This is a genomic window from Fictibacillus enclensis, assembly GCF_030123385.1.
GTDB classification, from domain to species: domain Bacteria; phylum Bacillota; class Bacilli; order Bacillales; family Fictibacillaceae; genus Fictibacillus_C; species Fictibacillus_C enclensis.
Genome location: NZ_CP126109.1, coordinates 3,814,713 through 3,830,986, shown reverse-complemented (window position 1 = coordinate 3,830,986; position 16,274 = coordinate 3,814,713). Strand labels below are relative to the sequence as shown.

The following is a 16,274-nucleotide window of genomic DNA, read 5'->3' as shown; positions in this document are numbered from 1 at the left end:
TTAATGAGTGTCCTTTTTAAAATCGAAGGAGGAAGCTATGACTAAGGTTTTTTCTCACAATAAGACAGTCTTCATCATAGGTCTTATGGTATTTATACTTGCATTCACACTAATTAATGGCTTGGTCAATGTTGTTACTAACACCATTATGACGATTCTAAATACAAAAGATGTTCTCAATCCAGATCCTGTGCAGATCAACTGGAGTACTTTTTTTGGTTTTCATTTCAAGTCCTTTGCTTTCTATGGAGCATTCACTTTAATTGCTCTCATCTGTTCAAGCATAGTGGTGTACAAGATCCGTTCAAACTTCCGTTCACTTGAAGATGGGCAAAAAGGAACGTCCAGGTTTACGACACTTGAAGAATTAAAAAAGCAATACAAGGCTGTACCTGAAAAAACTCAAGAATTTGAAGGCAGAGGTGGTGTTCCGGTTTCACGGTATAAAAACAAGTTATTTATTGATGATAGTCCTGTCAATAACCTCTGGATCGGTACCACACGTTCTGGTAAGGGTGAGATTGGAATGTTCAGTATGATAGACATTTACAGTCGCGCGAAGCAAAAGGCTTCATTGATTATGAATGATCCCAAAGGAGAATTGTATTCTGCTTCAAAAGAAACACTGGAAAAACGGGGATACCATGTGGAAGTTTTAAACCTGATGAAACCAATGGAAAGCATGTCTTATCAAATACTCCAACTTGTAATAGATGCGTACAAACAAAAAGACTTTTCAACTGCTCAACAGCTTGCCCAATCCATCAGTTACATGCTCTACTATGATCCGCAAGCAAAAGATAAATTTTGGCAGGAATCCTCTATTTCGCTTTGCAACGCTTTAATCCTGGCTATATGTGATAAGTGTATCCGAGAAAATAAGGATGAACAAATTACAATGTATAGCGTGGCGAATATGCTTACCAACTTAGGAACTAAAAAAATCGTTGATGAAGAGACAGGGATAGAAACCGACGCCCTCGATGATTACTTTTCAAAGCTGCCTCCTGATAATGTTGCCAAGATGCAGTATGCCACTCTAAATTTCTCTTCTGGTGTAACTAGAGCAGGAATTTTAGCAAATACGTCCGCAAAACTAGGGATATTCACTTTAGATGCAGTAGCAAAAATGACGTCAAAAAGCAGTTTTGATCTGAAGCGAATAGGATTTGGACGAAACTTGGTAGGTTACGCTACTCCATTGACAAGAATCGAGATCATTTTTTCAAATGAAGAAATGGAATCGGTTAAAACGGATGTGAATGGAAGGTTTGAAATTAACTTTGTTAACGAGATACACGAGGGAGACACTTTATTACTTAAAGAAAAAGGAACGGAGGATGGGTTGAAGGTTCATGTGAAGGAGATTGATTCCAACACTGGCAAAGTAAAGGTCACGTGTACCGAGGACTTGGGAAGTATTCGGATTGGAAAAATGGATTACTTTATCAAGCCGACAGCTGTGTTTATGATTACTCCTGATTATGATGCTTCTTTGCATGTGATTGCCTCACTCTTTGTTAAACAGCTTTATACAGAGCTTGCGAAAAACGCTTCTGTCGCTAAAGGAAACAAATGCTTACGTGAAGTCGTTTTTATACTGGATGAATTCGGAAACATGCCGGCTATTGAAGGCATGAGTAACATAGTAACTGTTTGTTTAGGCCGTAACATGAGGTTTAATCTCGTCATTCAAGCATACAGCCAGTTAAAGGAGAAATATGGAGATGGATGGGAAACCATTGATGGAAACTGTGGCAACACCATCTATATTCTGACTACAGATACGGCCACAGCTGAAAAGATCGCTAGCAAGTTAGGGGATCAAACCATTACGACAAAAAGTAGGAGTGGTGGCACACTTTCTTTCGATAAAAATAAAACAGAAAGCGTAGATGCCAGAAAGCTGCTAAATGCGAATGAGTTAATGCAGCTGCAGGAAGGAGAAATGGTTGTTATTCGAATCATTAAACGACAGAATTTAAGCAAAAGAAGAATTACGCCATATCCGATCTTTAATACCAAAGATACGGCCATGAAATATAGGTGGGAGTATCTCTCTGAATACTTTGATACCAGTAGATCAATTAATGACATCGATATTCCTTGTTTACATGCAAACGTCGATTTAAAAACTTTAGTCATTGATTTTGATGATACCTATGTAAGGCAGGAGGCCCAGGGATCTCCTCTTGCACAAGAAGTCTTAGCAAAACAGGAAGTTGCTGCTACTGCTGAAGTCAAAGTGAAACAGGAAAGTGATATAAGTATATCAGAACCCTTTACCTCCGCGGAGCCGAAAGATAAGGGTTCTCTTCAGTGGAAGGAAATGAATGTGAAAACCTTCTTTCAAAATGATAATGCCATTGTAATCATTGAAAGAAGTGTGGCGAATGTTGTTGACTTACAAATGCCTGACATTAAAGAGATGAACATCATTGATTTTATGGACTTGCTTGAGAACATGGTTGATAACAATGTCCTAAAATCAAATATTCATGCTGCACTTAAAAGCAAGTTCAAAAGATTAATAAGTCAATATGAAGGAGGGACTTCAGATTGAAATATGAGATCTTGGCTTTGTTAGAAGAACACAAGGAAAACATTTTGAAAGATGGGAAAATCCTCGTTGTTTCTCTTGATGACGGCATATGTACAATCGAACAAGGATTGGATGAAGCACCTTTCATTATTAAAGTTGAAAAATTTGATAAGAAGTATCCCATGACAATCCATGAGTTTTTAGATCTGAAGTGACTTGTGTTGTTGTGTCAATGAGGGAGTGAGGATATGAGTGATAAAGAAATATTGGACGTCCTTCTAAAGTTTGGGGATAACCTATCAGATGGCTGGATTATTATGGACGTCTTTAGAAGCCTGGGTTGGATCATCATACTTGGTCTGGGATGGTTGGTTGATAGTCTTGAGAATGTTACAGATTCCATACTCGGACTAAAAACGTTCTTCGCTGATAGTGACATAACTGGTCTTGTTCAAATGCTTAAGCCATTATCAGTAATCTTGATGGCCTTTTCGCTGCTTTATACGGGCTACTTGCTTATCTTTCAAAAGAAGATTGATAGAGAAGGCATCATTATTAATGTCTTTCTTGCATTAGTCGTAATTGCCTTGCTGGGATCAGGTATGAATCAAGCCGACCATTTCACAAATGATGCAGTAACAGCACTAAATGGGAAAGAAGAGGGCAGCTTGGCAGACACCATCATAAAAGATGGAATCGTTGATGTTGCTCTCTATGATCTACAAGAATGGAAAAAACCAGATATCAACCCTATAAACCAGATTCCAAAAGAAAATATCAGAGATATTGACGTTAATTCTTATTTAACTGATGGAACAAAATTGACGAAGGATAAGGAGTTATCCAACAATGGCGTGGATATTTTGTCTAAGAAATTAGACACATTGGGAGATGGCTCGCATGGGCTTCAGGATTTGGACGATGGGAATTTCATTACCGATATAACCAAGGAATATTACTACCGATATACGGTGCATTGGTTCACAATCATGGTTACTTTAGCGATTACGGCATTTACATTGCTGACGATAGCTATCAAGCTAGCAAAGTTATTTTTTGAATTAGCATTCAACTATGTGTTGGCAACTATTATTGCACCAGCTGACATCCATTCAGGACAAAAGACGAAACAAGTAATACAAAACATCCTAAATATCTTTCTTGTGACCATTATGATTTTTCTATCCATGAAAATTTACATCATTGGAACGGCATTTATTGATGACAAATTAGATGGATTACCCTATTTGATTGCCCTATTTGCTTTTTCTCTGGCAGTAATTGACGGACCAAATATTGTGGAACGTTTATTCGGAATCGACGCCGGACTGAAGTCCGGTTGGGGAGCACTTGCAGGAGCTTACGCTGGAAGTAAAGGATTAAACCATGGAGTTAAGGGGTTATCGAGTGCTGGCAAATCAGCTGCATTGAAAGGTATAGGCGGGGCTGCAGGTGTGGCTGGTATGGCTGAGGGACTAAGAAAAGGTGAAGATAAAGGGCAGGAACAAAGTAATGAGTCAAAAAACAACCCGAAAAACGGAAAAGGTGACACTCAAAACAAAGACGGAATGAAGGATAAAAATCCGAAGAGCGAAACGGACCAAGGAAAAGGATCGGAAGAGCTAAATGCTGGTCGAGAAGAGGTGGCTTCTTCGTTAGAACACGAAATGAACCATCAGGAGCAACAGAAGAATGACCGGTCTAAAGGAGGCAGTCTTCCGCCAGGTCTACATCAAGAGATGGCGGCAAACGGAAAACAAGGCAGAAAGGAACCTCAATCCAATTCAAATATGGATAAAAGTAATCAAAATAAGTCAGATGTTACGAATAAAGCACCTTCTAGTTCTTCTAACAACAGCATGAGTGGAAGTGTGGCAAAACAGGTTTCACATTCTTCTCAAGGGTCTGGAGGCACTTATAGCAGTGGTTCTAATACTAGTGTATCCGGTTCCGGGAATACAGGAACCCGTAGTACAGAAGTAGTTACTGATTCATCCATGGGTTCCTCAACAAGCACAATAAGTGCGCAAGATTCAGTTCCAACCCACAGTGGTAGTGAACATGTTATTGAGAGCCAGCCGATGTCGAGTGGAAGTTCATATAGTGATACAGGAAATTCACCTCCTGTTAGCTCGTTCGGATCAACAAGTCCTTCTCCTCCGACTGAGCGCAGAATAACTGAAAGTGTACGAGAAACAAGGCACGTTGGACAAGCCATGTCAGATAAAGTTAAAAGCAACCGTTCCTTTCAAAAGGTCCTGCAATCTTACCAAATCGGCCAAAATACCGGTGAGAGTGTCAGGAAGAAAATCGCAAGCTATAGGAAGAAGAAATGAAAAAGAGGTGAATTGGCTTGGCTAACTACAGAATACCAAAGGAGATCACAACTGAATTAAAAATCAACAAAGCCTTATATTTGTTTGATTTGCTTTTCATGGTAGCTTTACTGGTGCTCGCCATGGTACTGGGAAACGTGGTTCATTCCTCTCTTAAGATCCCATTTTATTTGTTCATGGGGTTTATTGGAATCGTTTTGATTATACGACCATACACCAATCCTAAAAAGCGAATGTACCAGGCGATTGTAATTGCATTCTCACGAAGAAAGGACACGTATTGCGCAATCGATAAACCAGACGAATTGGATGGTGATTTGTAATGCCTAAGCTAAAGAAACCGGATGAAAGCCAACCTAAATCTGTATTTGTTGAGAAGAATTTAAATTACGGTACGGAAACAACCATATTTGATGAAAAAAACCTTAAAAGAATCCAAGAAAAGAAAGAAAAAAAGGTGAAGATCAAGTCCAGTATTGCGGAAATTATGCCGGTCATTGATATGACTGCCAACGGATACTTTGAACTTCGGCAAAACGAATATTTGGAAATCGTTCAGTTGACATCAAAAGACATCTATTCCTTGAACACGGAAGATAAGAATCATGACATTTACTCATTCGCCTTTTTCTTGCAGTCCTATTTGGATGACATTAAATTGGTCCCATTAAATTTCCCTGTAGATACCAGTGTTCAGCAAAGCTTCATTCAAAGAAAAATGGAGAGAACTAAAAACCCGTTGTATATCCCATTTCTGCAAAAAAAGTTAAAAGAGCTGCAATTCATTGAAAGCAACCGAACAAACAGAGAGTATTACCTCTTCCTTTATTCAGATAACGAATACACCCTACTAAATAAAGTGAATCAGGTGAAACGACTATTACAAAGGACGTGTCCAATCATTGAGCTTTCTGACGAAAAAAAGATCAATATCCTTTATAAACTAAACAACCTTAATTCTAAAAGCAAAAATTAGGAAGGAGCAGCGCGTTATGGGAATATTAGCAACTGTTTTTTCTAAATTCAAGAATGAGGAAGAAATAATAACGGACAAAGAAAAGTATGGATATAATCCTTACCTGGTATCAGAGATCCAACCTCAAGGTGGAATCAAGTTTGAAGAGGCGTATCTGAGAAAGGGAGATGGATATGAAACCTGCATACATGTCTATGATTATAATTCCATCGTTTCGGACCTTTGGCTTGAACCTATCGTTAACATGCCAAATGTAGTAGCTACCATTGATATTTCGACGCCCAACCGAAAAGAAATCGTTGAATCGATCAACAAATCAATGGCCGAGCAAAACGTAAGGCATGAAACGGCAAAGGACAATATCGACCGTATCGATGCCCGGGAGAGTTATACAGAATTAAGCGATATGTATGATGCTATCACTCAGGGTGAAGTAATGAAACGAGTGCACCTTCGGTTGTATGTGAGTGCAAAAACAATTGATGAATTAGAAAAACTTACAAAGGAAGTTATGGAGAATTTAGAAGCTCAAAACTTTAGAGGCAGCGTGTTTCTAAATGAACAGGAATATGAATGGGAGGGTTTGTTGACCAGCTACACTGCACAATTAAAATACACCAATAAACGAAAAGGAAAAGAGATTCCTTCGCTATCTATTGCAGGTGGTTTTCCTTTTCACTTTACTTCTCTCGATGATCCATATGGAACGCATTATGGAACAACAGCGACAAGGGGAAATGTGATTTTTGATTTGTTTCACAAGGATTCACAACGGAAATTTTATAACGCGTTAATGATTGGAAAGATGGGTTCTGGTAAAAGTACGATGTTAAAAAAGGTGGCCCACGATAATTCAATTAAAGGATACTATACACGAATTCTGGATGTCACCGGAGAGTTTGAAGAGCTTACCAAGGAGTTGGGTGGAAAAGTAGTGGCTCTGGATGGGAGTTCTGGTTTAATTAATCCCCTTCAAGTTTATGCTACAGCGACCGATGATGATGGCAACGTCCTACCAGAAGGAAGCTTTAGACAGCATCTGAGTAAGTTGAACGTGTTTTACCGTTTTCTTAATCCCGAGGCTACCGATGCTGAACTAAAAGAATACGAGAATCTGCTGCGTTCACTGTATATCAAAATGGGCTTATGGAATGAAAACAGTCCTGCTGAGTCTACAATTACATCTAGAAAGGCAGAGGAATATCCGATATATACGGATTTTCTTTCTCTGGTTCAAGAAGAACTCTACGCAGATTTTAACAAGAAAATCATTCATGAAAACCTAAGCGAACAGCGTAAAGACCGGTTGGAGTTAATTGAGTTAAATGTACAAAACATAGTGACGAACTATGCTCAGTTATTTAACGGACATTCGAGCATGGACAACATCAATAATGAGCAAGTAGTATCTTTTCCCCTAAGACATCTATCTGAGTTAAAACCAGAAATATTTCAAGCTCAAGTGTTTAACATCATGAACATGCTATGGGATGGAATGCTGATTAATGGTGCCCCTCAACTCAGAGCATTCAATAAAAGACAGTTGAGATTTGAAGATGCGACCCGTTACTTAATTCTCATTGATGAGGCACATCACATTATAAATACAAGGAAGGGCTCAGAGCATGGAGTCGAGTACCTCCAGCGATTTATGAGAGAAGCACGCAAATATTTTGGAGGGCTATTCTTTGCAAGCCATCTGATTACAGACTTTGTACCCGAGAACTCGGACAAGGGTTCAGCTGAAGAAGTAAAGAAGCTTTTTGGACTAACACAATACAAAATTATCGGAGAACAAGATTCGGAATCCTTGAAAAAACTACAAGAAGTATTTACAAGTCAGTTAACCGAAAGTGAAGTATCACAAATTCCATATCTCACGACAGGTGAAGTATTCTTATGCATTTCAGGAGTAAAAAACATAAAACTGAAGGTTGATATTTCTCAGGAAGAATTAGACGTATTTGGTGGAGGTGCCTAATTGAATGCATGTTCTGGCATTAATCCCTAAAAAGTATTACGTCTGGGGAGGAATCATTTTAATAGCTGCTGCTCTCGTTTTAGTTATGGGGATTTTCACAGCATTTTTTGATGATCCAAAAGAAGAAGAGTATGGCACAGTCTTTGATCCAGAAGGATTAAATCTAGGAACACTCCCTCTTTCACCAATGGTTGAAAGGTATAGAAAAGATGTGGAAAGAGAGGCAAAAGCAAACGGAATACCACAGTATACCGATTTGATCCTTGCAAAAATGATGCAGGAATCTGGCGGTAAAGGTAAAGACCCAATGCAGGCTTCTGAGAGTCTTTGTGGGTACGTAGGTTGTATAAAATCGCCTCAAGCATCCATTAACCAAGGAGTGAAATACTTTAAGAAAATAATGGTTCAAGCCGGTAATGATATTTTGCTAGGGTTACAAAGTTACAACTTTGGCGGAGGATTTATTGGCTACGCTAAAGAGCACAACGGTGGCAAATATTCGAAAGAATTAGCTATCGAATTTTCAAAAATGATGTATAAAAAATTAGCGTATACAGGTGTATATTCCTGTATTAGAGGTGATGCTGTTCCGGCAGGTGCGTGCTATGGCGATGTACTTTATGTAGACGCCGTATTGAGATACTATCATCCGAAAAGCGTTGCAGCATTAGAGAATATACCTGTTGGAGGCGGAAATGCTGTAGCCAGTGCGAAGGGGAAACTGAAGGCTGTATTAACGGAAGCCTATAAGTACAAAGGGAAGGCTTATGTATTTGGAGGTAATAATCCTCAACAAGGATTCGACTGTTCTTCTCTCATGCAATGGATTTATAGAGAAGCCGGAGTGAACCTCCCCCGAACAGCAAATGAACAATTTAAAGCTTCAAAAAAAGTACAAAAATCTGATTTGAAGCCAGGGGACTTAGTGTTCTTTACAAACACCTATAATGCAGGTGTCCCAGTTACTCATGTAGGGATCTATCTTGGAAATAACAAAATGTACAATGCCAATAGTGGAGGAGTTGGAGAAACGGATTTAACGAACTCCTATTGGAAATCTCATTTGTATGGCTTCGGAAGAGTTGCCGATTTTAAAGGCTAGGAAGTGATGGAATGAATAGCATTAAGGTACTTAAGTCATTGGCTTTCTACTTTTTAATCATATTGCTCGCGATCAATATCTTTCTATTTACACAGCAGAAAAAAAAAGAAAAAAGTACAAAAGAAGTAGTGAGTCAAAATATAGAACTGAAAAACGAGAATGAAAACATGAAGAATAAAGTAAAGCTGTTCTCTCCCTCTGGAAGAGAACAGCACTATAATACGATGATTAAAGATACCAAAGAATTTATGGACTTAGCATATATTCAGAAAAAAGAAGGCTACGAAGAAAGAAGGGAAAAAGCAAAAGGATTAATGTCAAAAGAGTTACTTGACCGTTTCTTCCCGGCAGATACAACCTACCAAGATCAAGTCGCAACCACCATTTATAATGATGAGTACTACGTGAAAAAATTAGAACCTGATCAAAAACGGATAGACGTCATCGTTAAATTTAATCACGATCTGAAGTACTTAGCCACTGGAAATGTTGATAAAAGCCAACTCTTTGCATTGGTGACCTTTAAATTAGAAGGCAACAAATGGATCGCTGAAAAAGTCGAAGATGTGGAGGCAGACAGCACAAGCATGGTACAAAATAAATCCAAAAAGTAAGGAGTTGAGGGTGATATGTTAAAGAAAGATCGAGTTAATCTAAAAAGAAATTCATCGGTTTTCTTTATGGGATTCTTGACACTATCCATGCTTGGATTTATGTTTTTTTTATCTTCTAATTTCCTTATGAAAGAAAAAATACCCATTTTAAATACTGCGTTAGCAAAAGAAGAGTCGGTCTCAGGCAACGGATTAATTACCATAGATTCATGGATTTACGATGAAAAAAGGAACGAAATGGAGGTTACGCTGCTCACTAAAGATCTCAAAACCCTCGATGAAGACATCAGGTTTGAAGCATTCCAGAGAAATGGTGGAACTTCAACAATAGAAGCGAGAAAGGTATTCGAGGAAGATGGTATTTATGTATTAAAACTCTTCGGATTATCCAAAGAGTTTCAACAAGTGGCATTAGATGTCATAAAAGTGACTCAGAATGAGCTTGCGAATGAGGAAGAAATAAAGAAAGAGAATCAAGAAAATAAGGAGATTTTATCCACCCTTTATAGTGATCAGCGAAAGGTAAAACATCAATCAATCAAGGTTAAAACCAATGATGAATATGCCATTTATTTAGCAGATGTATTGATTGCACAAACGGAAAAAGAAATGGAAGAAGCTGAAAACTTAGAACGAAAAGAGCAAAAGAAACAAAATGAGTTAGAACATGCAATTGCATCCAATCAAGATGAAATGATTTATGAAACCGAAGAAGAAAAGGCTGAAACAGAAAGCATTATCAATGGCTACAAAATGAAAATAGAGGATTCTAAACAACTGGTGGCAGATCTTAATGCCAAAAAAGAGATTTTAAAAGATAAGAAAGAAAAGCTTGAATTAAGAAAAAGAGAATTGGATTTATCAATTTAATAGAGCTAGTATTAAGACCCATATCAGCCCACTAGATGTAAAAATAAGACCCACATCAGCCCACCTGAATAAATTCGATGTACCCATGAAAACACTAGGCTTTGCCTAGTTCCACAACGTAGTTGGGGACAGTTTTCCCTTATGCTCTTCTCTAATTGATGCAGCTCTCAGACACACTGTAGTGGAACAAAAAAGGAGCCGAATTAATGGAAATAAAAATAAGAAACGTCGATCCAATCGCTTTGAAAAAAATTGATGAGATGGCCAAGAAAAAATCAATCTCAAGACAGGAATATCTCAAATCAGTAATAGAAAAAACAGCATATGATCCAGAAACAAATGAGCAAATCAAACACTTGGAACTAATTATTGAAAAGAATGCATACGTGATGGAAGAAGCCACAAAATCGATTAGTAGATTGGAAAATTTGTTAGTTGAATTACTAGAAGAATAAAGGAGGTGGAGTACATTGGAGGCTATAGTATCGACAAGTAAAGAGGCAAGTGTGATTGTTAAATCGCGATTTGTTTTACCGGGATCACATGCCTTTAAAAATTATATCGATTATTTAGATAGAGATAAAGCCAAACGCGAGAGTACTAACGAAAACAATCTTGATTTTATGAACTATCAGGATTATATGGGAAACCAACATAAGACAACATCTCTTTTTACTAACCAATTCGATTCGTTGAATGAAGAACAAAAAGCGAAATTGAAACGAACGTTTTCCATCGCTCAAAAAAACGAATCCATTCTTTGGCAAGATGTGATCAGTTTTGATAATAAATGGCTAGAAGAACATGGGGTATACCATTCAAAAAGCCATTCAATTGATGAAATGAAACTGAAAGAAGTTGCACGTCTTTCATTGAATGAAATGTTAAAAAGAGAAGGATTAGATAAATCCTCTGTCTGGTCTGGCGCAATCCATTACAACACGGATAACATCCATATTCATATCGCAACGGTAGAACCTTCGCCAACCAGAGAAAGAGGTAAAAGGAAGTTAAAATCAATTGAATCAATGAAGTCAAAAGTAATTAACAATATTATGGACAGATCGGCTGACTTAAAAGTTATTAATGATCTAATAAGAAATCAAATGGTTCATTCAAAGAAAAATGACAATACACTATCGTTTAAAAATCGAAAGTTGAAAACAGACTTTTTTGAGATTTATCATTCCCTTCCGAAGGATCGTAAACAATGGTCTTATGGATATAATTCATTAGACAATGTAAGACCTCTAATCGATAAGCTGTCCAGGGATTATATTGAAAAACACCATAAAGAGGATTACCAAAAGCTGATCAATAAACTTGATAAAGAAACTGAAGTACTAAAGAAAACGTACGGAGCCAGTGATAATAAAAGGTATGCAGACTATAAAAAAAATAAGGTGGACGAGTTATACAAAAGAATGGGAAATGCTTTTCTTCAAGAAATGAAAAAGTATGATAAAAATCTAAAATCTAACCCAAACCTTCTTTTAACTCAGCAAACTAAACGCCAAGTATTGAAGGATAATCTGGGATTCAGACAATTAAAATATGGAATAGACCGGATGCTAAACAGTGAGTATAAAAATTGGAAAAATCAAATGGCATATGAACAGCTTCAACAACAAATTGATAGGGAAAGGTGATGGTCTCATGCCAGTGGATGAAAGAAATCGGTTTAGGGTGACACTCGATGATGAAGTTATGGATTACATGGAAGAAATTAAAGAGGAACAGAACTTTAAGTATAATGGTGACGCCATCACCTATTTAGTGAATGAACATAAACGACTGAAAAAGAATCAGTGGTCACTCAATTATGTTGCTGAAGTAGTGAGTCAAAACCTGTATCAATCGTTAAAAGATGAATTAGCCCGGATTCGATTAGGTACGAATAACACCGATCGAAACACCCAAATAGTGATCGAGTTGTTGAACGGGATCATGATTAATGATTCAGTAGATGACATCCTAACTACAGATCAAATGGAAGCTAAAGGTTTAGTGACTGCCAAAACTACAATACAGGAACGAATTGAATACAAAAGACAAAAACGAGTGGAATGGGAGAACTATCGCAAAAATAAGGAGGACATATTATGAGTTTCCAGTTAGCTTTGGTAAAAGAGATGGGGGATACAGATGTTGTGTTAGCTGTAGGGAATCAAGAATTTATCGTCCCTTTAAAGCCCGAAGAGGCAAAAGGTTTACACCAAGTATTACTGAATAGAGATGACGTCTTAGTGCCATTCAATGTAGAAGATAACAGATTAGAAATAGAAAGTATGGAGTATTATTTTGAATCAAATGTAGAGGAATTACAGGGTAATGATGAGGTCGAGCTGGATGATGAAGGAAAGGTATTGTAATTATCAAAACAACGGACGGTGATAAACTATGGCCAATAAGAATTACAAATCCAAAACCTTTAAGGAAAAGCAGCAAGAGATCAATGACTTAACCAATGTCCTGCATGATAAGGTCAATTCTTACTTTGAAACTCCGTCACAACTAAAAGAATATCTGGAATACAAATCAAGGTTTTATCAATATTCCAGCCGAAATATGGCGCTAATTGATCATCAGTTTCCCGGAGCTTTGGCCGTTGGAAACTTTGGATTTTGGAAAAAACATGGCTTTACAGTGAATAAAGGCGAAAAAGGTATTAAGATTCTTAAACCAAATCCATTTAACTATTTTAGACGGGATGGCAGAGATGAAAAGATCCCGGTTGCAAAAGCAACAGCTGAAGAGAAACAAAAGATTCGACACAAAGAGATTCCCGTTTTTACAGATCGCTACTACTCGCTTACTTATGTCTTTGACGTATCGCAGACCAACGCTACAGCGAAAGATCTGCCGGACATTTTTCCCAATAGGTGGCTGGAAGGCAAGGTAGAAAACTATTCGCTGGTTTATCAGTCGTTAGAAAAGGTAGCTGATAAATACGGTATTAATATCGTGGATCCATATGAAGAACTGGGAGCTGCAAAAGGAGTTAGTTATACCCAGCTGAAGGAAGTAGCTTTAAATCCCAGGAACAGTGAATTGCAAAATGTAAAAACATTAATCCATGAATTAGCTCATGCTACATTGCATACGAAAGAAACAAGATCGAATTACAACCATCACGAAAAAGAATTTCAAGCAGAACTAACAGCATTTACCGTGGCTTCTTATCTGGGATTGGACACAAGTGAATACAGTTTAGGCTATATTAGCCACTTTTCAAAAGACGAAACTAAATTCGATGATAAAATCCGCTTGCTGGATGAAGTCGTAAAAACTTCTCATGCTTTTATTGAAGTCATTGAGGAAGATCTGGTGGAAAACCGCAAAGCCAGCGCTAAAGACCGTAACGAACTTATGGCTTTAATTGAGTGGTCAGAGGCTGAAGGACTTCAACCTAAAGCAGTACTAAGTCTGAAGAAAATGAACGATTACTTACTAGCAGTAAACCGTGAATTAAGAACAGCTACTCATGAAATGATGGAAATTGAAACCAAGTATACAGTTACTGATTCAGAAGGTAATCGGTATGAACCAAAACCATTTGTCATGTCCAAAGATGAAGATGAACAGCCCTTTTCCTCTCTGTTGGAGCAACTACAGATTCAAGAGCCAGATCTATATAGAAAAATGACCGAAAATTTTGAAAGTAAAAGTGCTCTAGAGAATAAATTCATGAATTACCAATTGTCCTTACGGAAGGAAAGCGCAGGGGACCTTAGTGAAGAAGCCGTTCTGGAACGCTTAGATTTTGAGAATGACTACTATGAAAGTAAAAGTAACCTGCTGAAATCTGGTGCTGTATCTAGTGAGGAAGTAAGGAACTTAGAAGAAAAAGTAAAGGATTCTATTCGAAATGACAGACAACCGGTAAAACAAACAAATCAGAAGGCTTTTCATCATGAGGAAGGATTAAGAAGGTGAAGAAAGGAGAGGGCATACCATGGAAAATGGGCAAGGTAAATCTGAACATATTGTTTCTCTAAACCTGACCCATGATGAAGAGATGATCGGGTCCTTTGACATATTGGATGGTGAAAGTGGAAAAACTTATAGCCTGCCAGTTTGGGACGGGGGAAATCGGGATAACCTCTATATTTCTCCTCTTGATCCGAAGGTGGATCTGCATGTAAGAGATGTTACCTACCTAAGTGATGTCTTGGATTCTGATGTTTATAATCGAATTCAGCATGCTTATGATACATCTCAAATGGACTCGCTCATTTTACATGAGGACGATTTACAACATGGTAAATCAGAAATGATTGAGAATGAACGGTTTGCGAATTGGATTGAGCGTAGTGAAAATAGTTCACCTTCATTCACCGAAAAAGAAATGTCATTGTACCAAGATATGCAGGAAAAAGGTTACCCACCGATCTATGCTTTAGAAGCTATGAAAAGCACAAAAGATCATCAAATTAACTTAGATGTTGCTGAGAAAATCATTAAGAGGTACGTGAATCAAAGGAATGAAGACCGCCCCTTGGTTCAGTCCAAAACGGATGATCAGGAAAGGCAGCAATACCAATTACTTTCGGCAAAAAAAGATCATGAAAGCGGCACGCTGCAAATGAAATATATGGATCGGAATAATGCCGGATTTAAATCCAAGACGTTCTCTTACAGCAAGGAGTCTGGAATGGTTTCAGAGTATGAAACCAACATGATAATGGATCGGAGCAACCTTCTTTCTCCAAAGATGACGATGATTAAAGAAATAAACATTCAAGAAGTGAAACAAGAATCGATACAAAGTATTAATGAGAAAACAACGACTCATATTACCCATGAAGAAGGATTAGAACGTTAATCACTCAGGAGGTGGGAAGATGACTCATCGTGTAACGTCTGATGAAATTTCAAGAGCCAGGGAGATCCATTTGATCGACTATCTAGAAGCAAAAGGTGAACCCATAAAGTCAGAAGGTGCTCGTCAGAGGTTTTATCGCCACCAGGAACATGACTCGCTTGTTTTTAAAGATAATATGTATTACTGGAATAGCCGGCAAGAAAAAGGAGTAGGAGCTATTTCATTTGCCATGATGTATTATGACATGACTTTTCCCGAAGCAGTTACCGATATTAATGGAGGAGAGTATAAGGACCGAACGTTGAAAAAAGGGGAGTTTAGAAAAGAAACAGTTGCTGAACCCTTTAGTTACCCTGACTTCTTAGAAGTGAAAGACCGTACCTCTGTAAAAAACTATCTCATAGTGCAACGAAAGATTGATCCTAGGATTGTAGATTGGTTGTTTAAAAAAGACCTTTTAGCTCAAGATAAGAAGCAAAATGCTGTCTTTAAATGGCGAGAAAATGGCGGGAAGGGGAAAATTGTCGGGGCTGATCGTCAAGGCACGATAAAGATGCAGAATAAACGGGGAACGTTTAAGCAGATCATGCCTAACGGTAAGGAACACGGTGGATTTACGATTGATGTAGGAAGGCCGGATAAAATTATTGTATTTGAAAGCCCCATTGATATGCTTTCTTATTGGTCGATTAAGGGGAGAGAATTGCAGGATGCTCGATTGGTGAGTATGAACGGCCTAAAACCCAAAACCGTTTCCCAAAGTCATTTAGAGGCTGCAGAAGAAGGCTATGAAATTAAAAAGTGGGTGCTTGCTGTTGACAATGATTCTGGTGGTTTGGAGTTTATAGGAAAAATGAAGAACCTTGTTAAAGAAGAGTTTCTTGAAGTGAATTTACCTCCCAAAACCGGACAAGACTGGAATGATGAACGAAGAGGGCGGTTGGTTCAAACGCTAGTAAATGATTTTAATGAAAAAGAAGTGCTGGAGCGTTGAAGTACTTATTGATTTGTACCAGGAATATTAATAA

The 16,274-nt window shown here is 37.9% G+C and carries 16 protein-coding genes; all 16 read left to right on the top strand.

What is annotated here, in order from left to right; genetic code table 11:
• Positions 1–37 precede the first annotated feature (37 nt).
• The 16 genes from QNH15_RS20000 (at position 38) to QNH15_RS19925 (ending at position 16,240) form a co-directional block, all read left to right on the top strand.
• Positions 38–2,563, top strand: a complete 2,526-nt coding sequence (locus QNH15_RS20000; RefSeq protein WP_283889956.1) for a VirD4-like conjugal transfer protein, CD1115 family — start codon at positions 38–40, stop codon at positions 2,561–2,563.
• Positions 2,560–2,757, top strand: coding sequence for a hypothetical protein (locus QNH15_RS19995; RefSeq protein ID WP_283889955.1), 198 nt, complete (start codon positions 2,560–2,562; stop codon positions 2,755–2,757). Before QNH15_RS20000 ends, QNH15_RS19995 begins: the two co-directional genes overlap by 4 nt.
• A gap of 33 nt (positions 2,758–2,790) precedes the next feature.
• Complete coding sequence (locus tag QNH15_RS19990) at positions 2,791–4,878, top strand: pLS20_p028 family conjugation system transmembrane protein (RefSeq protein WP_283889954.1); 2,088 nt, start codon at positions 2,791–2,793, stop codon at positions 4,876–4,878.
• Between the two features lie 17 nt (positions 4,879–4,895).
• Positions 4,896–5,201: a DUF5592 family protein gene (locus tag QNH15_RS19985; protein ID WP_283889953.1), complete on the top strand. Its 306-nt coding sequence runs from the start codon at positions 4,896–4,898 to the stop codon at positions 5,199–5,201.
• The gene (locus tag QNH15_RS19980) at positions 5,201–5,854 is read left to right on the top strand and encodes a TraC-like domain-containing protein (protein WP_283889952.1); all 654 of its coding nucleotides are present in this window, start codon (positions 5,201–5,203) and stop codon (positions 5,852–5,854) included. Before QNH15_RS19985 ends, QNH15_RS19980 begins: the two co-directional genes overlap by 1 nt.
• 16 nt (positions 5,855–5,870) lie before the next feature.
• A complete protein-coding gene (locus QNH15_RS19975; RefSeq protein ID WP_283889951.1) occupies positions 5,871–7,835 on the top strand; it encodes a VirB4 family type IV secretion system protein in 1,965 nt (654 codons plus the stop codon).
• Positions 7,836–7,839: 4 nt separating this feature from the next.
• Positions 7,840–8,937, top strand: coding sequence for a bifunctional lytic transglycosylase/C40 family peptidase (locus QNH15_RS19970; RefSeq protein WP_283889950.1), 1,098 nt, complete (start codon positions 7,840–7,842; stop codon positions 8,935–8,937).
• An 11-nt stretch (positions 8,938–8,948) separates the two neighbouring features.
• Positions 8,949–9,551, top strand: a complete 603-nt coding sequence (locus QNH15_RS19965; RefSeq protein WP_283889948.1) for a hypothetical protein — start codon at positions 8,949–8,951, stop codon at positions 9,549–9,551.
• A 15-nt stretch (positions 9,552–9,566) separates the two neighbouring features.
• Positions 9,567–10,421 carry a hypothetical protein gene (locus QNH15_RS19960; protein ID WP_283889944.1) on the top strand — a complete coding sequence of 285 codons (855 nt, stop codon included), beginning with the start codon at positions 9,567–9,569 and terminating at the stop codon, positions 10,419–10,421.
• 206 nt (positions 10,422–10,627) lie between these two features.
• Complete coding sequence (locus QNH15_RS19955; protein WP_283889942.1) at positions 10,628–10,876, top strand: hypothetical protein; 249 nt, start codon at positions 10,628–10,630, stop codon at positions 10,874–10,876.
• A gap of 15 nt (positions 10,877–10,891) precedes the next feature.
• Positions 10,892–12,070: a MobP2 family relaxase gene (gene mobP2 / locus QNH15_RS19950; protein ID WP_283889941.1), complete on the top strand. Its 1,179-nt coding sequence runs from the start codon at positions 10,892–10,894 to the stop codon at positions 12,068–12,070.
• Between the two features lie 7 nt (positions 12,071–12,077).
• Positions 12,078–12,527, top strand: a complete 450-nt coding sequence (locus tag QNH15_RS19945; protein WP_283889939.1) for a hypothetical protein — start codon at positions 12,078–12,080, stop codon at positions 12,525–12,527.
• Positions 12,524–12,793: a hypothetical protein gene (locus QNH15_RS19940; RefSeq protein ID WP_283889937.1), complete on the top strand. Its 270-nt coding sequence runs from the start codon at positions 12,524–12,526 to the stop codon at positions 12,791–12,793. Before QNH15_RS19945 ends, QNH15_RS19940 begins: the two co-directional genes overlap by 4 nt.
• A gap of 28 nt (positions 12,794–12,821) precedes the next feature.
• Positions 12,822–14,357 (top strand): ImmA/IrrE family metallo-endopeptidase, encoded by a 1,536-nt coding sequence (locus tag QNH15_RS19935; RefSeq protein WP_283889935.1) that lies wholly within the window; start codon positions 12,822–12,824, stop codon positions 14,355–14,357.
• A gap of 19 nt (positions 14,358–14,376) precedes the next feature.
• Positions 14,377–15,246: a hypothetical protein gene (locus QNH15_RS19930; RefSeq protein ID WP_283889933.1), complete on the top strand. Its 870-nt coding sequence runs from the start codon at positions 14,377–14,379 to the stop codon at positions 15,244–15,246.
• 19 nt (positions 15,247–15,265) lie between these two features.
• Positions 15,266–16,240: a toprim domain-containing protein gene (locus QNH15_RS19925; RefSeq protein ID WP_283889931.1), complete on the top strand. Its 975-nt coding sequence runs from the start codon at positions 15,266–15,268 to the stop codon at positions 16,238–16,240.
• Positions 16,241–16,274: the final 34 nt, after the last annotated feature.